We start from the raw sequence: 19,400 nt of genomic DNA on the forward strand, positions 1-19,400 counted from the left end.
AAGACAATAATGCAACAGTGTAACGTACTGCCTCGGGTCTCGACGGCCGACGGGCTGATTTAAACAAAATGGAACAATTGCTCAGCCCAGCTCGACCCGGTTGCGTCCTCCATTTTTTGCGCGGTACAGCGCCTGATCGGCTCTTTTGAGCACCAGATCGCTGTGTTCTCCAGGCTTGAATGAAGCCAGTCCCATGGAAATGGTGATCGTCACCCGTTCACCCTTGAAGTGAAACGGGCAGGCTTCGATGGCCGCACGCAGGGTTTCCAGCAGCTTGGCACCCACGGCCGGCGTGGTGGCCGGCAACAACAGCACGAACTCTTCACCGCCAAAACGGGCAATGAAATCCGCTGCGCGCAGACGTTTACGCAGCACTGTGGCGATGATCTTCAACACTTTGTCGCCGGCCAGATGGCCGTAGTTGTCGTTGATGCGCTTGAAATGATCGAGGTCGAGCATCGCCAGGCTCAAGGTGTTGCCGTGTTGCTGCCACTGTTTGATCTCGTGTTCCAGCCGTTCGCTCCAGGCGGCGCGGTTGGGCAGGCCGGTGAGCGGGTCGATCAGGGCTTTCTGCCGTTGTTCTTCCAGGTGCTCGCGGAAACCCAGGGCTTCCTGCTCCATGTGCGCTACGCGCTCGGCCAGGCCTTTGAGGCGCGCAGCCACTTCCTGCTCACGGGCGTCGCGTTGTTTCTGGTGCTGGTCCATGGTGCCGAGCAGGCCTTCGAGGTGGTTCTCCAGCACTTGCTTGAGGTCATCCAGATCGGCTGCTTCCTGCACGCTGGTCTGCAAGCCATCGACCTGTTCGCGGATCTGCGTGTCCATCGCCCGCGCCGCCGAGCTGTTGTCGGCGTGGCCCTCGCTGGCGGCCTGCAAGTTACTCTGGAAGGCTTCGAGGCGTTCGTTGAGTTGCTGCAGATAGGCTTCGAATTCGTGTTGGCCACTGTCGGTGATCGCCAGCATCAAGGTGGCAAGATCGTCGAGGATCGGCAGCAACTCGTACCAGTTCAGACCATTTTTCAACCGATCACGCATGGCTTCGGCCTGCGGGCGGTGGCGCTCGGGCAGGGTCAGATCGTCGAGCAGCCCGATCAAGGTGTCTTCGATGTGCCTGGCCACCGAGCTGTAGGACGGTTCGGGCGAATCGGGCAGGGCGTAGAGAATATCCTGCTCGGATTGGTCCGGATCAATCGCGGCCAATGCCTGGGCTATGGGTTCGGGCAGGGGCAGGCTGTCGAGAAACAGCGGTGTCGGGCCATCGCCCGGGAGGATCAATTCGTCCGGGTTGATCGCGGTCACCGGGATCGGCGGTGAAATCGTGGTGGCTGCTTCGGGTTCGGTCTCTGGCCCGAACACCCAGGGCGTCGAAGTGGCACCGGATTCGGTGACTGCCTCGACAGCAATGATCGGCGGCACAAAGGAAACCACAGGCGCTTGGGCCTGAGCAGGCACGGCTGGAGCAACTGGCGCCTGAAGAGGCGCGGCCTCAATTGCTGGTGCGATGGGAGCTGCCGGTTTTGGTGCAGCCGGAGTCGGCTCGACGAGCGCGGTCTGCACGGGGACGGGCGCCGGGTGTTCAGCGCCGGGTGGCGCAGGCATGGGGGCTTCAGGTGGATGCGGGGCCGGTGGCGCTTCCGGCGTCTCTTCACTGTCGCGGCTGCCAAACAAGCGCTGCAGGAAGCCCGGGCGGTCCGGCTCGGGCGGCGTTTCCAGCTGACTCAGTGCCTTGCCCTGCAAACCGCTGAGTTCACTCAGCAGCAGCGGCATTTCCCGTGCCTGCCCGACGCGGCTGTCGAGTTGCTTGGCGAATTTCTTCAGCGGCTGGGCGACTTCCCGTGGCAGCGGCAAGGCTTGCAGTTGGGTGACCAGTGCGGTCAGCGCGGTGCTGACCTGATCGATTCGGGTCTCGCGGCGCTGCTCGGAGTCGAGCACGGCTTTTTCCAGACGCGGCAGCAGGGCGGCAAGACCGGCGTCCATGTCGTCGGTGCGCACCACCTCGCGCATCTCTTTCATGCACTGATCAACGACCTTGTCGGTGCCTTCGGCGGCCAGGGTGCTGCGCACCAGGCCACGACGCAGCAAGTCGAGCCGGGCGGCCCAGCGGCGTTCGAGCTTGTCCTGCTGTTCGATGCTTTTGAGGTACTTCTCTTTCCAGCGCTGGGCGTCGTCGCTCATTCAGGGGTTCCGCGAGGGGCAGGACTCATCGCGGGCAATGCATCGGCCGTGAGCGAACCCGGCAGACGGATCTCTACCGCGACCGGCAGGTGATCGGAAATCGGTTGTGCCAGCACTTCGACCTTTTCCAGAACCAGGGTCGGGCTGAGCAAAATATGATCAAGGCAACGCTGCGGTCGCCAGCTGGGGAATGTCGCTTCCACCTGCGGGGCCAGCAAGCCGAGATCGCGTAACGGAGACTGTTGTAACAGATCGCTGGCATGGGTGTTCATGTCACCCATCAATATCTGGTGTTTATAACCACCGATCAGCTCGCGAATATAGCCCAGTTGCAGGCTGCGCACCCGGGCGCCGAGGGCCAGGTGCATCATCACCACCACCAGCGCTTCGGGACCTTCGCCGAAGCGCAGCAGGATCGCGCCGCGACCTTTCGGGCCGGGCAGCGGATGATCTTCGATCGCCCACGGCTTCAGGCGACTGAGCACGCCATTGCTGTGCTGGGCCAGTCGGCCGAGGTTGCGATTGAGTTGTTGATACCAGTAGGGGAAGGCGCCGAGGTGGGCCAGGTGTTCGACCTGATTGACGTAGCCTGAGCGCAGGCTGCCGCCATCGGCTTCCTGCAGGGCGACCAGGTCGAAGTCGCCAAGCAGGTCGCCGATCTTTTGCAGATTGCCTGAGCGCCCGGTGTGCGGCAGCAGGTGCTGCCAGCTGCGGGTCAGGTAATGCCGATAGCGCTCGGTGCTGATGCCGACCTGGATATTGAAACTGAGCAGGCGCAGACGATGGTCTGCGGGCAGGCCCGTGGACTCCAGGTGATGCTCGTTGACCTGCGGATCATGCAGGCCAACGATGCGTTCGGTGCCCCAGCGGCGCATGGCGATGACCGCGCTTAGTTGGCAGCTGCCTTGTTGGCCGCTCGCTCTTTGGCGACCAGTTGGTCAGCCAGCTTCAGGGCTTCTTCGGCACCACCGGCAGAGCCGATGTCGAAGCGGTATTTGCCGTTGACGATCATGGTCGGTACGCCACTGATTTCATACTTCTTGGCCAGTTCGCGAGCCTTGACGATCTGGCCCTTGATGGCGAACGAGTCGAAAGTGGCGAGGAACTTGTCCTTGTCCACGCCCTGAGTGGCGAGGAAGTCAGCCATGTCGTTCTTGTCGGTCAACTTCTTGTGTTCTTTCTGTATGGCGTTGAAGACTGCCGCGTGAACCTTGTGCTCGACACCCATCGCTTCCAGGGTCAGGAACATCTGGCCGTGAGCGTCCCACGGGCCGCCGAACATGGCAGGAATGCGTACGAAGTTGACGTCGGATGGCAGTTTTTCAACCCATGGATTGATCACCGGCTCGAACGCGTAGCAATGCGGGCAGCCGTACCAGAACAGCTCCACCACTTCGATCTTGCCAGGTTCTGCCACCGGCACCGGGTTTGCCAGCTCGACATAAGGGGCGGCCGGTGCTTCAGCGGCCTGGGCGGTCACGCCGAACAGGCTGGCAGCGACGAGAGCGGCGCTGATGATCAGATTACGCATGCTTTACTCCTGGACAATTTTGGTCGCCTCGCGCGACCTGTTTTCAGACAGATCCTGGCGGGCATGAGTTCTGTAGTGTAACGGCAGCGGCCACAAAAAAGGGCGGCCAAAGCCACCCTTTTTATACTTGCTGCGACGGATTAATCGAGCGTTAACGTTGCCCGAGTTCTATCGCTGCCACGTGCGGTCTCAGTGCAGACCTTGAATGTAGCTGGCGACTGCGGCGATGTCTTCATCGCTCAGTTTGCGCGCGATGGTGCGCATGGTCATGGCGTCGCCGTCGTTGCTGCGGCCGGCAGCCGGGTCTTCCTTGCGGAAGTCGGTCAGTTGCTTGGCGATGTATTGAGCGTGCTGGCCACCCAGGTGCGGGAAGCCGGCGGCGGCGTTGCCGGCACCGTTCGGCGAGTGGCAGCCGGTGCAGGCCGGCAGGCCTTTTTCCAGGTTGCCGCCACGGAAGAGGGCTTCACCACGGGCGACGATTTTTGGATCAGCGGCGCCTACGCTGCCTTTCTGGCTGGCAAAGTAGGCGGCGATGTCGGCCAGATCCTGATCGCTCAGGTTGGTCAGCAGGCCTGTCATTTCCAGAACGGTGCGCTTGCCTGACTTGATGTCGTGCAGTTGTTTGGTCAGGTAGCGTTCACCTTGACCGGCCAGTTTCGGGAAGTTTGGCGCCATGCTGTTGCCATCCGGGCCATGGCAGGCCCCGCATACGGCGGCTTTGGCCTGGCCGGCGGCGGCATCACCGGCAGCATGGGCGAAGCCTGAAATTCCCACGGTCAACAGCAGACTCACGATCAATTTGTTCATCAGCTAATCCAACTACGGCTAAGGGTTAAGAGTTATGGACCGGGCTTACTCTTGCTCATCCAGAGGATGATGGCTCGGTAATCCTCGGCACTGCAGTCCATGCACAAACCACGCGGCGGCATCGCCTTGAAACCCTGGGTCACGTGTTGCACCAGCGTCTCCATACCTTTCGCCAACCTCGGCGTCCAAGCTTCCTGATCGCCTCTTTCGGGCGCCATGGGTAGTTGGCCGGAATGACAGGCACCACAAACACGGTTGTACACGGCTTCCGGTTCCTGTGTAGCCTGTGCGCCGCAAAGCGGTATCAGGACTCCGGCAGCCAGCAGCCATTTCGTCATAAAACGACCTTTTCAGGGTTGAGAGCGTTCTGCGTTCTGATGCGCAATCAAGGTCTTTGGCTCTCGTGAACTTCATCCTTCGCTGGGACAAAGCACACACAAAATCTGCGGCATTATATACTGGCGTCACTGAAACGGAAGCGACACCGCGTTCCGCGCCCAATCCCGGCGCCGCCCACATCGGAAATCCCATGCAACTCAAGAATCCCATCCTCGGCCTGTGCCAACAGTCCACGTTCATGCTCAGTGCCGCCAAAGTCGATCAATGCCCTGACGACGAAGGCTTCGAAGTGGCGTTTGCCGGTCGCTCCAACGCCGGCAAATCCAGCGCACTGAACACCCTGACTCACGCCAGCCTGGCGCGCACCTCGAAAACCCCGGGGCGCACACAGCTGTTGAACTTCTTCAAGCTAGACGATGAACGGCGTCTGGTCGACCTGCCGGGCTACGGTTATGCAAAAGTACCGATCCCGCTCAAGCAACACTGGCAGCGTCACCTCGAGGCTTACCTCGGTGGCCGGGAGAGTTTGAAGGGTTTGATTCTGATGATGGACATCCGTCATCCAATGACCGACTTCGACCTGTTGATGCTCGACTGGGCCGTTGCCGCCGGCATGCCGATGCACATCCTGCTGACCAAGGCCGACAAACTGACCTACGGCGCCGCCAAGAACACGCTGCTCAAGGTGCAGTCGGAAATCCGCAAGGGTTGGGGTGATCTGGTGACGATCCAGTTGTTCTCGGCACCAAAACGCATGGGCCTGGAAGAGGCCTACACTGTGTTGGCAGGCTGGATGGAACTGGCGGACAAGGGTGCGGAAGCAACAGCTGAATAAGAAATTTTCAAAACTGTCTGTGGTGCTGCCATGCAAGGCAAAAGCGCTGGTAAAAAGCGGAGTTTAGGGAACCTAAATGAGCATTTTTAACTGCGCTTTTAACGCAGCATGGCTGCGCTACAGGCAATTTTGGGGCAAAAAAAGCCCCGGACTTCATATGGGGAGGGAGAAGTTCCGGGGTTTAAGTTCCGAACCGCTAGGGCGGGGTTCAGATATCTGCCAACACTTAACACAACATAGGAGCATCGAAGGGCTTCACCAGCCATTCAGTATCTCTGAGTAGTGAGTTGTCAGATTAGTTCAGATTTTTTTCAAAAAGCTTTGGAATAAGCCCAAGCGCGTTTCGAAATAAGCCCGATACAGCCGTTTGCCGCGACAGTGTGTCGCGGCAAATGCCCGGGCCAGACGCCTCAGTGCGCCTCATCCCAGTTGTTGCCGACGCCGACTTCCACCAGCAACGGCACGTCCAGTTTCGCCGCTTCGCTCATGTGCAGGCGGATTTCCTGACTCACCTGATCGACCAGATCCTCGCGAACCTCCAGCACCAGTTCGTCGTGCACCTGCAGGATGACTCTGGCGTCCAGCCCGGACGCAGCCAGCCAGTTGTCCACCGCCACCATGGCTTTCTTGATGATGTCGGCAGCGGTGCCCTGCATCGGCGCGTTGATCGCCGTGCGCTCGGCGGCGGCGCGTTCCTGTGGCTTGTTGGAGTTGATCTCCGGCAAATACAGGCGACGACCGAAGAAGGTTTCCACATAACCTTGATCCGCAGCCTGTTTGCGGGTGCGCTCCATGTAGTCGCGCACACCCGGGTAGCGGGCAAAGTAGGTGTCGATGTAAGCCTTGGCAGTCTTGGTATCGACGCCGATGTCCTTGCCGAGCTTCTGCGCGCCCATGCCGTAGATCAGGCCGAAGTTGATCGCCTTGGCGCCACGGCGCTGGTCGGAGGTCACTTCATTGAGTTCGACCTTGAACACTTCGGCGGCGGTGGCGGTATGCACATCCAGATTGTTGCGGAAGGCGTTCATCAGGCCTTCGTCTTTGGACAGGTGCGCCATGATCCGCAGTTCGATCTGCGAATAGTCCGCCGCCAGCAGTTTGTAGCCCTTTGGCGCGACGAACGCCTGACGGATACGCCGGCCTTCAGCGGTACGCACCGGGATGTTCTGCAGGTTCGGATCGCTGGAAGACAAACGCCCGGTGGACGCCACAGCCTGGTGATACGAGGTGTGGATGCGCCCGGTGCGCGGGTTGATCTGCTCCGGCAGGCGGTCGGTGTAAGTGCTTTTCAGCTTGCTCATGGAACGGTGTTCCATCAGCACTTTCGGCAAGCGATGGTCATCCTCAGCGAGTTTCGCCAATACTTCCTCGGCAGTCGACGGCTGGCCCTTGGCGGTTTTCTTCAGCACCGGCAGGCCGAGCTTTTCGTAAAGAATCACGCCCAGTTGCTTCGGCGAGCCGAGGTTGAACTCTTCGCCGGCGATCTCGAAGGCTTCACGCTCCAGCGCGACCATCTTGTTGCCCAGCTCGATGCTCTGGATGCCGAGCAACTCGGCGTCGACGAACGCGCCCTGACGCTCGATGCGTGCCAGCACTGGCACCAGCGGAATCTCGATGTCGGTCAGTACGCTGGCCAGACTCGGGATCGCGCTGAGTTTTTCAAACAGCGTCTGGTGCAGACGCAGGGTGATGTCGGCGTCCTCGGCGGCGTATGGCCCGGCCTGCTCCAGAGCGATCTGGTCGAAGGTCAGCTGCTTGGCGCCTTTGCCGGCGATGTCCTGGAAGCTCACGGTGGTGTGATCCAGGTACTTCTGCGCGAGGCTGTCCATGTCGTGGCGGGTGGCGGTGGAGTTGAGCACGTAGGACTCAAGCATGGTATCGAAGGCGATCCCGCGCACGTTGATGCCCTGGCTCTGATCGCCGCCGATGGCGCAGTTGGCCAGAATATTCATGTCGAACTTGGCGTGCTGGCCGACCTTGAGTTTGTTCGGGTCTTCCAGAATCGGCTTGAGCGCGCGCAGCACGGTGTCGCGATCCAGTTGCTCGGGCACGCCGATGTAGGAGTGGGTCAGCGGGATGTACGCCGCTTCGTTGGCCTGCACGGCGAACGACAGGCCGACCAGTTGCGCCTGTTGCGCGTCGATGCCGGTGGTCTCGGTGTCGAAGGCGAACAGCTTGGCGTTGTTCAGTTTTTCCAGCCAGACGTCGAAACGCGCCTGATCGAGGATGGTTTCGTAGGCGGCTTCAGCGGGGGCGGCAGGCGCTTCGTCCGCTGGTGCGCTGAACAGATCGCCGGCCGGCGCAGGCTTGGCGGCCGCGCTCAGTTCCTGGCGCTTGGCGTCACGGTCGAGGTCATTCAGCCAGCTCTTGAATTCCAGCAGGGTGTACAGCTCGTAAAGCTTGGCCGGGTCTTCCGCGCCCATTTGCAGGTCGTCGAGGCCGATGTCCAGCGGCACGTCGACCTTGATCGTTGCCAATTGATAGGAGAGGAACGCCATCTCCTTGTGCTCTTCGAGCTTGGCCGGCAGGGTTTTCGCGCCGCGAATCGGCAGGGTCGGCACGATGTCGAGATTCGCGTAAAGCTCGGTAAGGCCGCCGTTGACGCCCACCAGCAGGCCGGAGGCAGTTTTGGGGCCGATGCCGGGAACGCCCGGGATGTTGTCGGAAGAATCGCCCATCAGCGCCAGATAATCGATGATCTGCTCGGGAGCGACGCCGAATTTCTCCTTCACGCCCTCCACGTCCATCGAGCTACCGGACATGGTGTTGACCAAGGTAATGTGGCCGTCGACCAGTTGCGCCATGTCCTTGTCGCCGGTGGAGATGATCACCGGGCGATCGGCCGCCGCGCTGCTGCGGGCCAGAGTGCCGATCACGTCGTCAGCCTCGACGCCGTCCACGCACAGCAGCGGGAAACCGAGGGCGATCACACTCTGGTGCAACGGCTCGATCTGCACGCGCATGTCGTCGGGCATGCTTGGACGGTTGGCCTTGTATTCGGCGTACATCTCATCGCGAAACGTCCCGCCCTTGGCGTCGAAGACCACGGCGAACGGGCTGTCCGGGTACTGCTTGCGCAGACTCTTGAGCATGTTCAGCACACCTTTGACCGCGCCGGTCGGCAGGCCTTTGGAGGTGGTCAGCGGTGGCAGTGCATGGAAAGCGCGGTACAGGTAAGACGAACCGTCCACCAGGACGAGGGGGGCTTGGCTCATGAGCAGAATCAACCTTTTCGGCGGGCCCGGCGCTAGAATAGCGGGACCGTTGACGACAAAGGGACAAGGTTATCATGCGTACGTTAAATCGCTTGCTGCTGGTCGGTTTGATTGCTGCCTCGCCATTGGCCGCGATGGCGGCGGATGATGCGCCGTCAAAGGAGCCGGAAGTTACCATTAACACGCACACCGAAGGCGACAAGGTCATTCAGGAATACAGCCGCAGTGGCTTCGTCTATGCGATCAAGGTCACGCCCAAGGGCGGCAAACCGTATTTTCTGGTGCGCGCCGATGGTTCGGACGTGAACTACATCCGTTCCGACCAGCCGGATATGCTGATTCCGTCGTGGGAAATCTTTACCTGGAAGTAAGATTCCCGACTTTTAATCGGCGCCGCTCGATCGCGGCGCCCGAACTGAGCAGTTTTTAACCATGTCTGTGTTCACCCCCCTGGCTCGGCCCGAGCTGGAAACCTTTCTCGCCCCTTACGGGCTCGGCCGTCTGCTTGATTTCCAGGGGATCGCCGCCGGCAGCGAAAACACCAATTTCTTTATCAGCCTGGAACAGGGCGAATTCGTCCTGACCCTGGTCGAGCGCGGCCCTGTGCAGGAAATGCCGTTCTTCATCGACCTGCTCGACGTGTTGCACGAGGCTGATCTGCCGGTGCCTTACGCGCTGCGCACCACCGACGGTGTGGCGCTGCGTGAGCTCAAGGGCAAGCCGGCGCTGCTGCAACCGCGCCTGTCCGGCAAGCACATCAAGGTCGCCAACGCTCAGCATTGCGCGCAGGTCGGTGAGTTGCAGGCGCATCTGCATTTGGCGACCCAGGGCGAGCGCATGATCAAGCGCAAGACCGATCGCGGTCTGGACTGGATGCTGGAGGAGGGCACAGAGTTTCTCTCGCATCTGGCGGACGAGCCGCGTGCGCTGCTGCGCAAGGCGCTGGATGAAATCACTGTGCAGAAAGAGAAAATTCTCGCGCTGCCACGGGCCAACATCCACGCCGACCTGTTCCGCGATAACGCGATGTTCGAAGGCACGCACCTGACCGGGTTGATCGACTTCTACAACGCCTGCTCGGGGCCGATGCTCTATGACGTGGCGATTGCCTTGAACGACTGGTGTTCGGACGAGGAAGGTCTGATTGACGGGCCGCGTGCCCGCGCATTCCTTGGCGCGTATGCGGCGCTGCGTCCGTTCACTGCCGCCGAAGCGGAGCTATGGCCGACCATGCTGCGCGTGGCCTGTGTGCGGTTCTGGCTGTCGCGGTTGATCGCCGCCGAGCAGTTTGCCGGGCAGGACGTGCTGATTCACGATCCGCGGGAGTTCGAGCAGCGGCTGGCGCAGCGGCAACAGGTTCATACGCCGTTGCCTTTCGCCCTTTAAGATCAAAAGATCGCAGCCTTCGGCAGCTCCTACACAGTAAACCCTGTAGGAGCTGCCGAAGGCTGCGATCTTTTTTATGGGGTTTACAACGATTCCAGGCACCCGGCCAGATCGTTGCCCAGCTTTTCCAGCACCTGCTCATACCCCTGAGCTGTCGCCGGCGTATATCCGCCCAGCGCATCCAGCTCCGCCAGCTTCACCGGCAGGCCCGCCACCAGCGTTTCCGCCAGGCGTGGACGCAGCGGGGGTTCGCTGAACACACAGGTCTTGCCCACTTCCTGCAGGCGCTTGCGCATCGCGGCCACATGCTGTGCGCCCGGCTGCACTTCCGCCGCGACGCTGAACACGCCAGTGTGTTTCAGACCGTAAGCGTCCTCGAAGTAATCGAAGGCTTCGTGGAACACGAAGTACGGTTTGCCTTCAATGCCGGCCAGACGCTTCTTCAAGCGTGCATCCAGCGCATCGAGGCGCTCGTCGAAGGCCTTGGCGTTGCTCTGATAGCGTTCGGCGTTGGCCGGATCCGCAGCACTGAGGTCGGCGGCCATTTTGTCGGCAATAACCCGCGCGTTGACCGGCGATAGCCACAAATGCGCGTCCAGGGTACCAGGGCGATGATCGTGATCATGCTCGTCGGCGTCTTCGGCGTGGGAGTGACTGTCTTCGGCAAAGCGGCGCAGTTTCATGCCCGGCAGATCCTGCACGGCCACGCTCGGCAGCGTACGACCGTTCAGCACGCGCGGCAGGAAACCTTCCATGTCCGGGCCGATCCAGTACAGCAGGTCCACCGATTGCACCTTGCGCACATCGGACGGGCGCAGCGCGTAGTTATGCGGCGATGCGCCCGGCGGCAGCAGCACTTCCGGGATGGCCACGCCGTCCTGCACCGCCGCGGCAATCAACTGCAACGGTTTGATGCTGGTGAGGACCTTGACCTCGGCCTGAGCCGAACCGATCAGCAGAAAACTGGCGACAAAAGCCACAAAAACAGAAAAAAGTCGGGACACGATGACCACTCAAGGAGGCGAGAACGGGTAACATAATAACGTCTCTATCAAAACTCGTCGCCGCCCATGCCTATTACACCGATTGCCAGCCGTCCCCACGACCACTCTCATTGCGTGCACAGCGCACTGACCGAGGCCGATACCTTGTGCGCCCAGAAAGGCCTGCGCCTGACTGCGCTGCGCCGGCGGGTGCTGGAGCTGGTGTGGCAGAGCCACAAGCCGCTGGGCGCCTACGACATTCTCGCGGTGCTGAGTGAGCAAGACGGCCGCCGTGCCGCACCGCCGACCGTGTACCGCGCGCTGGATTTCCTGCTGGAAAACGGCCTGGTGCACCGCATCTCCTCGCTCAACGCCTTCGTCGGCTGTGTGCACCCGGAGCATGCGCATCAGGGCCAGTTCCTGATCTGCCGCGAGTGCCACGCCGCCATCGAGCTGGAACAGAAAGCCATCAGCGACGCAATCATCCACAGCGCCAGGGATGTCGGTTTCATCGTCGAAGCGCAGACCGTCGAAGTGGTCGGCCTGTGCTCCGGTTGCCAGGGGGCTTGATGAGCAACCCGTTGATCCGTCTTCAGCACGTCGCCGTCACTTTTGCCGGGCAGACCGTGCTGGACAACATCGAGCTGAGCGTTGAACCGGGACAGATCGTCACCCTGATCGGCCCCAACGGTGCCGGCAAGACCACCCTGGTGCGCGCCGTGTTGGGGTTGTTGAAGCCGGACAGCGGCAGCGTCTGGCGCAAGCCGAAACTGCGCGTCGGCTACATGCCGCAAAAGCTGCATGTCGATCCGACCTTGCCGCTGTCGGTGCTGCGCTTTCTGCGTCTGGTGCCGGGGGTTGATCGTCCGCGTGCGTTGGCGGCGCTGAAAGAAGTCGGCGCCGAACACGTCATCGACAGCCCGGTGCAGAGTGTTTCCGGTGGCGAAATGCAGCGCGTGCTGCTGGCCCGTGCCTTGTTGCGCGAGCCGGAACTGCTGGTGCTGGATGAGCCGGTGCAGGGCGTCGATGTCGCCGGGCAAGCCGAGCTGTACAGTCTGATCACCCGCCTGCGTGACCGTCACGGCTGCGGCGTGCTGATGGTGTCCCACGATCTGCATCTGGTGATGAGCACCACCGATCAGGTGGTGTGCCTGAACCGTCACGTCTGCTGCTCCGGGCACCCCGAGCAGGTCAGCGGCGATCCGGCGTTCGTCGAGCTGTTCGGCAAGAACGCGCCGAGTCTGGCGATCTATCACCACCATCACGACCACGCCCACGACCTGCACGGTTCGGTGGTCAAGGCGCCCGGTGCGGGCCACACCCACGTTCACGGAGACAACTGCAAGCATGGCTGATTTTCTGTTGTATGCCCTGCTTGCAGGTCTGGCATTGGCGGTGGTGGCCGGGCCTTTGGGTTCGTTCGTGGTCTGGCGGCGCATGGCCTACTTCGGCGACACCCTGTCCCACGCCGCGCTGCTCGGCGTGGCGCTGGGCTTTCTGCTGGATGTCAGCCCAACCGTTGCGGTGACCGTCGGCTGCCTGCTGCTGGCAGTGCTGCTGGTGACCTTGCAACAGCGCCAGCCGCTGGCCTCCGACACGCTTTTGGGAATTCTCGCACCAAGCACGCTCTCTCTCGGGCTGGTGGTACTAAGCTTCATGCATGAAGTGCGGATCGACCTGATGGCCTACCTGTTCGGCGACCTGCTGGCGATCAGCCCGACCGATCTGGCGTGGATCCTCGGCGGCAGCGCGGCGGTACTGGTGTTACTGGTGACGCTGTGGCGGCCGCTGCTGGCGATCACCGTGCATGAGGAATTGGCCAGGGTCGAAGGCCTGCCGGTGGCGGGCCTGCGCATGGCGCTGATGCTGTTGATTGCGGTGGTGATCGCGGTGGCGATGAAGATCGTCGGTGTGTTGCTGATTACTTCGCTGCTGATCATCCCGGCGGCTGCGGCACAACGTCACGCCCGCTCGCCGGAGCAGATGGCGCTGGGCGCGAGCCTGCTGGGCATGCTCGCGGTGTGTGGCGGGCTGGCGCTGTCATGGTTCAAGGACACCCCGGCGGGGCCGTCGATCGTGGTGACGGCGGCCGCACTGTTTCTGCTGAGTTTTGTTCTGCCCCGTCGAGGGGTGTAGACTTGCTCGCTTTTTGCGCAATTAGAGAGTCGCAGGAATGAAGCCGTTCGCCTCCCGTTATCTGCTCCTTGTCGCATTTTCCGTGCTGCTGGGCGCCTGCCGAAGCACGCCGCCGATGGCCGAAGCCCCCGACGCGCGGGCCACGGCCATCGCACAGCTGGAGCAAAGCCTGGCCAGCAGCGAACTGGCCACCGCCGAAGACCAATTGGCCGCGTTGCAGACCGAAACGCCCAACGATCAATCCCTCGAGCAATACCAGCGCCAGTTGGCCGAAGCCTACCTGCGCCGCAGCCAGATCGTCTTGCAGAAAGGTGATGTGAACGCTGCTGCCACCGCGCTGAGCCGCGCCCGCGCCCTGATGCCCAAAGCCCCGGCGCTTACCGGTGGCGTCAACGGCGCCATCACCGAAGCCCGTAAAGCCGAGCTGGAGAAAGCCGAAGCCGCGCTGCTGGCAGCTGAAGCCAAGCCGAAAGCCAAGGTCATCGACCCGACGGCAGAAAGCACTACGGTTGCACTGAACATCAACGATAGCCGCAAACTTCGCCGGCAACTGGATGCCATCGCCGCCGATGTGGTGAATTATGAGTGCGCTGTGAGCATTCAGGCGCCGCGCACCCAGGATTATCCATGGCTGGCGACGTTGCTGAGCAAGCGGGTGAAGAAACTCAATCCGGATTTCGAGCTGAAGATTGAAAAACAGATCCTGCGCACCGTGCCTGCGCAGATGGTCTTGATTCCGGCCAAACCCTAAAAGATCGCAGCCTCCGGCAGCTCCTACAGGTGCAAGTAATCCCTGTAGGAGCTGCCGAAGGCTGCGATCTTTTGCTTTAGGCTGGAATGGCCTTGGCCTTAGGCTCCCGCGCCCAGACCCGATGCTGCCCGATTGCCGCGAAGAACGGCTTGGTCAACCCCGGCACATCCTTGCCCTGCAGCAACCCGTCATCCGCCTCAAGCTTCAGCAGATCCTGCAACTGCTTGGCATCGCCGTGCAGTGCGATGGCCTTCAGGTGCTTGTAGGCTTCCAGCACGTAGTGCAGCGCCACGCCATCAGCGCTCAGCGCCTTGATCGAGGCCGCGCCACCTGGCACGAACACCGCATCGAAGATCACTGAAGGCATGCCTTCCATGGAGGCATCCACGGGCAGGGCTTTACCGTCGGCAGTCTTCACTGGTGCCGAAGTAGGGCCGAGCAGCTTGGCGTGTGCACCTTCTGCCGCCAAGGCCTTCTTCATCGCATCAATCGCCGCACCATCGACGCCGTTAGCCGCAAGAATCGCCACTTTGCGGGTTTTGATGTTCTCTGGCAGCAGGTTGGCCTGACTCAGCGCCGGCGAATGATCGAACGAGGTTTTACGCACCTCGACTGTGCCTTTGCTCGGCGCAGGCAGGCCGAGGTTGGCCGCCACGCGCTTGGCCAGTTCCAGGTCGATGTTGGCGAGAATCTCGTTCACCTCCCGGGCGCGGATGAACTCACGTTCCACCTTGCCCAGCTCGAAGCTGTAGGCAGCGATGATGTGCTCCTTCTCGTGCGGGCTCATGCTGTTGAAGAACAGCCGTGCCTGGGAGAAGTGGTCACTGAACGACTCGCTGCGCTGGCGGATCTTGTTCGCATCGATGCGTTCCGGGTAGCTCTCGAAGCCGCCGTCTTTAGCCGCCGGCGGGGTTTCCTTCGGCCAGCCGCCATCGATCGAGTTTGGTTCATAAGAAGCGCGACCCTTGTCGATCACCGTGCGGTGCTGGGCATCGCGCTGACCGTTGTGGAACGGCGCCACCGGGCGGTTGATCGGCAGCTCATGAAAGTTCGGCCCACCGAGTCGGCTGATTTGCGTATCGGTGTAGGAAAACAGCCGACCTTGCAGCAGAGGATCGTTGGAAAAGTCGATCCCCGGCACGATGTGGCCCGGGCAGAACGCGACCTGCTCGGTCTCGGCGAAGAAGTTGTCGGGGTTGCGGTTCAGGGTCATTTTGCCCAGCGGGGTGATCGGCACGATCTCTTCGGGGATCAGCTTGGTCGGGTCGAGGATGTCGAAATCGAAGTCGTGCTCGTTTTCCTCCTCGATGATCTGCACGCCCAGTTCCCATTCCGGGTAGTCGCCCATTTCAATGGCTTCCCAGAGATCGCGACGATGGTAGTCGGTGTCTTTACCGGCGAGCTTCTGCGCCTCGTCCCACACCAGCGAGCAAGTGCCGGCGGTGGGGCGCCAGTGGAATTTGACGAAGCGCGATTTGCCCTCGGCATTGACCAGGCGGAAGGTGTGCACACCAAAGCCCTGCATGCTGCGCAGGCTTTTCGGAATCGCCCGGTCGGACATCGCCCAGATCACCATGTGCGCCGATTCCGGCACCAGCGAGACGAAGTCCCAGAAGGTGTCGTGTGCCGAGCCACCGGTAGGAATTTCGTTGTGCGGCTCGGGTTTCACCGCGTGGACGAAGTCGGGAAACTTGATCGCGTCCTGAATGAAGAACACCGGCATGTTGTTGCCGACCAGGTCGAAGTTGCCTTCGTCGGTGAAGAATTTCACGGCAAAACCGCGCACGTCACGCACGGTATCGCCGGAACCGCGCGGCCCCTGCACCGTGGAAAAACGCACGAACACGGGCGTCTTTTTCCCTGGGTCTTGCAGGAAACCGGCCTTGGTCAGCGCCGAATGGTTCTCGTAGGCCTGGAAGAAACCATGCGCCCCGGTGCCGCGCGCATGCACGATGCGCTCCGGAATGCGCTCATGGTCAAAGTGCGTGATTTTCTCACGCATGATGAAGTCTTCCAGCAACGACGGCCCACGCGCGCCGACCTTGAGGGTGTTCTGGTTATCGGCGACCTTCACCCCTTGATTGGTACGCAGGGCCTGGCCGGTAGCGTCGGAGCGGAATGTCTCCAGGCTATCGAGTTTGGCGTTGGTGTTGGCGCGATCCTTGGTATCGGTTCCGGCCAGCTGGCTTTTGTCGGTCGTAGGTTTCTTGCTGCTCATCAGACGTAAACTCCTCGGTTGACCCCTTTTTACGGGGACTCTTGAGCGTTTCCGGGCACGGTTACCCAGGGTTTCAAGTCGCTTAACTAGTGACCAATGAGCAGGAACGGGCGTTCCTTTTTTATGACCTTTGATCTTGTTATTGCCAAATCGAAGGTTAATTGCGAAATAAATGCTAAGAACCTCTATACGGACAGGCTAAAATGCGCGCCCGGCTAACCGCTGATCCTTTTCTAACGCGCCCCACAAGGTTCGCTACGTGATCGAGTTTCAAAACGTCCACAAAACTTACCGCGTCGCCGGTAAGGACATCCCCGCCCTGCACCCGACCAGTCTCTCGATTGAAAACGGTCAGGTCTTCGGCCTGATCGGCCATTCCGGTGCGGGAAAAAGTACCCTGCTGCGTCTGATCAATCGCCTGGAAGACTCCAGCGGCGGCAAGATCATTGTCGACGGCGAAGAAGTCACCGCGCTGGACGCCAACGGCCTGCGCCGTTTCCGCCAGCAGGTCGGGATGATCTTCCAGCACTTCAACCTGCTCGCCTCCAAGACCGTGGCCGACAACGTTGCGCTGCCGCTGACCCTGGCCGGCGAACTGTCGACCAGCGAGATCAATCAGCGCGTCGCCGAGTTGCTCGCGCGGGTCGGTCTGTCCGATCACGCAAAAAAATACCCGGCGCAGTTGTCCGGCGGCCAGAAACAGCGCGTCGGCATCGCCCGCGCCTTGGCGACCAAGCCGAAGATCCTGCTGTGCGACGAGGCCACCAGCGCCCTCGACCCGCAGACCACCGCTTCGGTCCTGCAACTGCTGGCCGAGATCAACCGCGAGCTGAAGCTGACCATCGTCCTGATCACCCACGAGATGGACGTGATCCGTCGCGTCTGCGATCAGGTGGCAGTGATGGACGCCGGGGTGATCGTCGAGCAAGGTTCGGTGGCCGATGTGTTCCTGCATCCGCAGCACCCGACCACCAAACGTTTCGTCCAGGAAAGCGAGCAGATCGACGAAAGCGAACAGCGTGATGACTTCGCTCACGTGCCGGGTCGCATCGTGCGTCTGACCTTCCAGGGCGAAGCGACCTACGCGCCGTTGCTCGGTACCGTGGCCCGGGAGACCGGAGTCGATTACAGCATCCTCGCCGGTCGCATCGACCGCATCAAAGACATTCCTTACGGGCAATTGACCCTCGCCGTCACCGGTGGCGACATGGAAGCGGCGTTCGCCCGCTTCACCGCCGCTGACGTTCACATGGAGGTGCTGCGTTAATGGAAATGCTCAAGGCTTTCTTCGAAAACATCGATTGGCTGGAAATCTGGCTGGCCACTGGCGACACCATGCTGATGCTCGGCGGTTCGCTGCTGTTCACCGTGCTGCTCGGCCTGCCGCTGGGCGTGCTGCTGTTTCTCTGCAGCCCGCGCCAGTTGCTGGAAAACCGTGGCCTGTACGCAATCATGTCGCTGGCAGTGAACATTCTGCGCTCGCTGCCGTTCATCATTCTGTTGATCGTGATGATCCCGTTCACCGTGCTGATCACCGGCACCTCGCTGGGCGTGGCCGGTGCGATTCCGCCGCTGGTGGTGGGTGCGACGCCGTTCTTCGCGCGTCTGGTGGAAACCGCCCTGCGCGAAGTCGATCGCGGCATCATCGAAGCGACCCAGTCGATGGGCGCGACCACCCGGCAGATCATCATGAACGCCTTGCTGCCGGAAGCCCGTCCGGGCATCTTCGCGGCGATTACGGTGACGGCGATTACACTGGTGTCCTACACGGCGATGGCCGGCGTGGTCGGTGCCGGTGGTCTGGGTGACCTGGCGATCCGTTTCGGCTACCAGCGGTTCCAGACGGACGTGATGATCGTCACCGTGGTGTTGCTGCTGATTCTGGTGCAAGTGCTGCAAATGGTGGGCGACCGTCTGGTCGTGCATTTCTCGCGCAAATAACCGGTTTTTGTAAATCAAGAGATGAGCCGGCCATTCGCTGGCAGGCGCCACTCGGGTGCCTCATAAGGAGTTAGCTGAATGAAAAAACTGATCGCTGCTTTCGCGGCCGTAGCCGCTTTTTCGGCCCACGCTGAAACCCTGACCGTTGCTGCCACCCCGGTGCCGCACGCGGAAATCCTCGAGTTCGTGAAGCCGGCCCTGGCCAAAGAAGGCGTGGATCTGAAGGTCAAGGTATTCACCGACTACATTCAGCCGAACGTACAGGTTGCCGAAAAGCGTCTGGACGCCAACTTCTTCCAGCACCAGCCGTACCTCGATGAGTTCAACAAGGCCAAGGGCACCAGCCTGGTCGCGGTGACTGGCGTGCATCTGGAGCCGCTGGGCGCGTACTCGAGCAAGTACAAGAAGCTTGAAGATCTGCCAAGCGGCGCCAACGTGGTGATCCCGAACGACGCCACCAACGGCGGCCGTGCGCTGTTGCTGCTGGCCAAGGCTGGCGTGATCAAGCTGAAAGATGCCACCAACATCCTGTCGACCCCGAAAGATATCGTCGAAAACCCGAAAGATCTGAAAATCCGTGAGCTGGAAGCCGCCACTCTTCCTCGCGTGCTGACCCAGGTCGACCTGGCGCTGATCAACACCAACTATGCGCTGGAAGCCAAACTCGATCCGTCCAAGGATGCGCTGGTGATCGAAGGTAACGATTCGCCGTACGTGAACATTCTGGTGTCCCGTGCGGACAACAAGGACAGCGACGCCATGCAGAAACTGGCGGCTGCGTTGCACAGTCCGGAAGTGAAGCAGTTCATTACCGAGAAGTACAAAGGCGCGATTCTGCCGGCGTTCTGATTCAGGACGAGTCAGGCGCAATAAAAAAGGCGATCCCTCAGGATCGCCTTTTTTGTGCGGCAAATTCCCCTGTAGGAGCTGTCGAGTGAAACGAGGCTGCGATCTTTTGATCTTGCTTTTGAAGATCAAGAGCAAAAGATCGCAGCCTTCGGCAGCTCCTACACAGGAATGTCTTGCGCTGATTACTTGCGGTCAAGCATCACCGGCAGCTGCGCAACCAGTTTGGCGTTGTTCAGC

The 19,400-nt window shown here is 61.0% G+C and carries 18 protein-coding genes; 10 read left to right on the forward strand and 8 right to left on the reverse strand.

What is annotated here, in order from left to right:
• Positions 1 to 81: 81 nt before the first annotated feature.
• From DBR18_RS16540 to DBR18_RS16560, 5 genes are all read right to left on the reverse strand, one after another.
• A complete protein-coding gene (locus DBR18_RS16540) occupies positions 82 to 2,172 on the reverse strand; it encodes a GGDEF domain-containing protein (protein ID WP_108591126.1) in 2,091 nt (696 codons plus the stop codon).
• Positions 2,169 to 3,047, reverse strand: coding sequence for an endonuclease/exonuclease/phosphatase family protein (locus tag DBR18_RS16545; RefSeq protein WP_108591127.1), 879 nt, complete (start codon positions 3,045 to 3,047; stop codon positions 2,169 to 2,171). Before DBR18_RS16545 ends, DBR18_RS16540 begins: the two co-directional genes overlap by 4 nt.
• A 14-nt stretch (positions 3,048 to 3,061) precedes the next feature.
• Positions 3,062 to 3,703, reverse strand: coding sequence for a thiol:disulfide interchange protein DsbA/DsbL (locus DBR18_RS16550; RefSeq protein ID WP_108591128.1), 642 nt, complete (start codon positions 3,701 to 3,703; stop codon positions 3,062 to 3,064).
• A gap of 189 nt (positions 3,704 to 3,892) precedes the next feature.
• A complete protein-coding gene (locus tag DBR18_RS16555) occupies positions 3,893 to 4,510 on the reverse strand; it encodes a cytochrome c (protein WP_108591129.1) in 618 nt (205 codons plus the stop codon).
• Positions 4,511 to 4,542: 32 nt separating this feature from the next.
• Entirely contained in the window at positions 4,543 to 4,848 is a 306-nt protein-coding gene (locus tag DBR18_RS16560; RefSeq protein ID WP_108591130.1) for a cytochrome c5 family protein, read from the reverse strand.
• Between the two features lie 191 nt (positions 4,849 to 5,039).
• Here DBR18_RS16560 and yihA point away from each other — a divergent pair, with 191 nt between their 5' ends.
• On the forward strand, positions 5,040 to 5,684 hold the full coding sequence (gene yihA / locus DBR18_RS16565) for a ribosome biogenesis GTP-binding protein YihA/YsxC (protein ID WP_047597033.1): 645 nt from the start codon (positions 5,040 to 5,042) through the stop codon (positions 5,682 to 5,684).
• Between the two features lie 410 nt (positions 5,685 to 6,094).
• Here the strand turns inward: yihA and polA are convergent, their stop codons facing one another.
• A complete protein-coding gene (gene polA, locus DBR18_RS16570; protein ID WP_108591131.1) occupies positions 6,095 to 8,899 on the reverse strand; it encodes a DNA polymerase I in 2,805 nt (934 codons plus the stop codon).
• 74 nt (positions 8,900 to 8,973) lie between these two features.
• Here polA and DBR18_RS16575 point away from each other — a divergent pair, with 74 nt between their 5' ends.
• Both DBR18_RS16575 and DBR18_RS16580 read left to right on the forward strand, forming a co-directional pair.
• Positions 8,974 to 9,270, forward strand: coding sequence for a DUF2782 domain-containing protein (locus DBR18_RS16575; RefSeq protein WP_007962757.1), 297 nt, complete (start codon positions 8,974 to 8,976; stop codon positions 9,268 to 9,270).
• A gap of 61 nt (positions 9,271 to 9,331) precedes the next feature.
• Positions 9,332 to 10,285, forward strand: coding sequence for a homoserine kinase (locus DBR18_RS16580; RefSeq protein ID WP_108591132.1), 954 nt, complete (start codon positions 9,332 to 9,334; stop codon positions 10,283 to 10,285).
• A gap of 83 nt (positions 10,286 to 10,368) precedes the next feature.
• Here the strand turns inward: DBR18_RS16580 and DBR18_RS16585 are convergent, their stop codons facing one another.
• Positions 10,369 to 11,289: a zinc ABC transporter substrate-binding protein ZnuA gene (locus tag DBR18_RS16585; RefSeq protein ID WP_025112307.1), complete on the reverse strand. Its 921-nt coding sequence runs from the start codon at positions 11,287 to 11,289 to the stop codon at positions 10,369 to 10,371.
• Between the two features lie 66 nt (positions 11,290 to 11,355).
• Here DBR18_RS16585 and DBR18_RS16590 point away from each other — a divergent pair, with 66 nt between their 5' ends.
• From DBR18_RS16590 to DBR18_RS16605, 4 genes are read left to right on the forward strand one after another with little or no spacing between them, the layout of a single operon-like run.
• Positions 11,356 to 11,838, forward strand: a complete 483-nt coding sequence (locus DBR18_RS16590) for a Fur family transcriptional regulator (RefSeq protein WP_097090199.1) — start codon at positions 11,356 to 11,358, stop codon at positions 11,836 to 11,838.
• Positions 11,838 to 12,623 carry a zinc ABC transporter ATP-binding protein ZnuC gene (znuC, locus tag DBR18_RS16595; RefSeq protein WP_025112309.1) on the forward strand — a complete coding sequence of 262 codons (786 nt, stop codon included), beginning with the start codon at positions 11,838 to 11,840 and terminating at the stop codon, positions 12,621 to 12,623. Before DBR18_RS16590 ends, znuC begins: the two co-directional genes overlap by 1 nt.
• A complete protein-coding gene (gene znuB / locus DBR18_RS16600; protein WP_042556960.1) occupies positions 12,616 to 13,404 on the forward strand; it encodes a zinc ABC transporter permease subunit ZnuB in 789 nt (262 codons plus the stop codon). Before znuC ends, znuB begins: the two co-directional genes overlap by 8 nt.
• A 37-nt stretch (positions 13,405 to 13,441) precedes the next feature.
• Complete coding sequence (locus DBR18_RS16605) at positions 13,442 to 14,155, forward strand: PA5502 family lipoprotein (RefSeq protein WP_108591133.1); 714 nt, start codon at positions 13,442 to 13,444, stop codon at positions 14,153 to 14,155.
• A 76-nt stretch (positions 14,156 to 14,231) separates the two neighbouring features.
• Here the strand turns inward: DBR18_RS16605 and katE are convergent, their stop codons facing one another.
• Positions 14,232 to 16,373, reverse strand: coding sequence for a catalase HPII (gene katE, locus DBR18_RS16610; RefSeq protein WP_108591134.1), 2,142 nt, complete (start codon positions 16,371 to 16,373; stop codon positions 14,232 to 14,234).
• Positions 16,374 to 16,632: 259 nt separating this feature from the next.
• Between katE and DBR18_RS16615 the strand changes: the two genes are divergently transcribed.
• The 3 genes from DBR18_RS16615 (at position 16,633) to DBR18_RS16625 (ending at position 19,163) form a co-directional block, all read left to right on the forward strand.
• Positions 16,633 to 17,640, forward strand: a complete 1,008-nt coding sequence (locus DBR18_RS16615) for a methionine ABC transporter ATP-binding protein (protein ID WP_047597041.1) — start codon at positions 16,633 to 16,635, stop codon at positions 17,638 to 17,640.
• The gene (locus DBR18_RS16620; protein ID WP_007962770.1) at positions 17,640 to 18,314 is read left to right on the forward strand and encodes a methionine ABC transporter permease; all 675 of its coding nucleotides are present in this window, start codon (positions 17,640 to 17,642) and stop codon (positions 18,312 to 18,314) included. Before DBR18_RS16615 ends, DBR18_RS16620 begins: the two co-directional genes overlap by 1 nt.
• Positions 18,315 to 18,392: 78 nt before the next feature.
• Positions 18,393 to 19,163 (forward strand): MetQ/NlpA family ABC transporter substrate-binding protein, encoded by a 771-nt coding sequence (locus DBR18_RS16625; protein ID WP_108591135.1) that lies wholly within the window; start codon positions 18,393 to 18,395, stop codon positions 19,161 to 19,163.
• The last annotated feature ends 237 nt before the right edge of the window (positions 19,164 to 19,400 follow it).

The sequence above is a fragment of the Pseudomonas sp. HMWF021 genome (assembly GCF_003061005.1).
Lineage (GTDB): Bacteria > Pseudomonadota > Gammaproteobacteria > Pseudomonadales > Pseudomonadaceae > Aquipseudomonas.

Excerpts from the sequence above, each read along its gene's own strand:
- DBR18_RS16540 (WP_108591126.1), bottom strand. The coding sequence starts at position 2,172 with ATGAGCGACGACGCCCAGCGCTGGAAAGAGAAGTACCTCAAAAGCATC.
- DBR18_RS16545 (WP_108591127.1), bottom strand. The coding sequence starts at position 3,047 with ATGCGCCGCTGGGGCACCGAACGCATCGTTGGCCTGCATGATCCGCAG.
- DBR18_RS16550 (WP_108591128.1), bottom strand. The coding sequence starts at position 3,703 with ATGCGTAATCTGATCATCAGCGCCGCTCTCGTCGCTGCCAGCCTGTTC.
- DBR18_RS16555 (WP_108591129.1), bottom strand. The coding sequence starts at position 4,510 with ATGAACAAATTGATCGTGAGTCTGCTGTTGACCGTGGGAATTTCAGGC.
- DBR18_RS16560 (WP_108591130.1), bottom strand. The coding sequence starts at position 4,848 with ATGACGAAATGGCTGCTGGCTGCCGGAGTCCTGATACCGCTTTGCGGC.
- yihA (WP_047597033.1), top strand. The coding sequence starts at position 5,040 with ATGCAACTCAAGAATCCCATCCTCGGCCTGTGCCAACAGTCCACGTTC.
- polA (WP_108591131.1), bottom strand. The coding sequence starts at position 8,899 with ATGAGCCAAGCCCCCCTCGTCCTGGTGGACGGTTCGTCTTACCTGTAC.
- DBR18_RS16575 (WP_007962757.1), top strand. The coding sequence starts at position 8,974 with ATGCGTACGTTAAATCGCTTGCTGCTGGTCGGTTTGATTGCTGCCTCG.
- DBR18_RS16580 (WP_108591132.1), top strand. The coding sequence starts at position 9,332 with ATGTCTGTGTTCACCCCCCTGGCTCGGCCCGAGCTGGAAACCTTTCTC.
- DBR18_RS16590 (WP_097090199.1), top strand. The coding sequence starts at position 11,356 with ATGCCTATTACACCGATTGCCAGCCGTCCCCACGACCACTCTCATTGC.
- znuC (WP_025112309.1), top strand. The coding sequence starts at position 11,838 with ATGAGCAACCCGTTGATCCGTCTTCAGCACGTCGCCGTCACTTTTGCC.
- znuB (WP_042556960.1), top strand. The coding sequence starts at position 12,616 with ATGGCTGATTTTCTGTTGTATGCCCTGCTTGCAGGTCTGGCATTGGCG.
- DBR18_RS16605 (WP_108591133.1), top strand. The coding sequence starts at position 13,442 with ATGAAGCCGTTCGCCTCCCGTTATCTGCTCCTTGTCGCATTTTCCGTG.
- katE (WP_108591134.1), bottom strand. The coding sequence starts at position 16,373 with ATGAGCAGCAAGAAACCTACGACCGACAAAAGCCAGCTGGCCGGAACC.
- DBR18_RS16620 (WP_007962770.1), top strand. The coding sequence starts at position 17,640 with ATGGAAATGCTCAAGGCTTTCTTCGAAAACATCGATTGGCTGGAAATC.
- DBR18_RS16625 (WP_108591135.1), top strand. The coding sequence starts at position 18,393 with ATGAAAAAACTGATCGCTGCTTTCGCGGCCGTAGCCGCTTTTTCGGCC.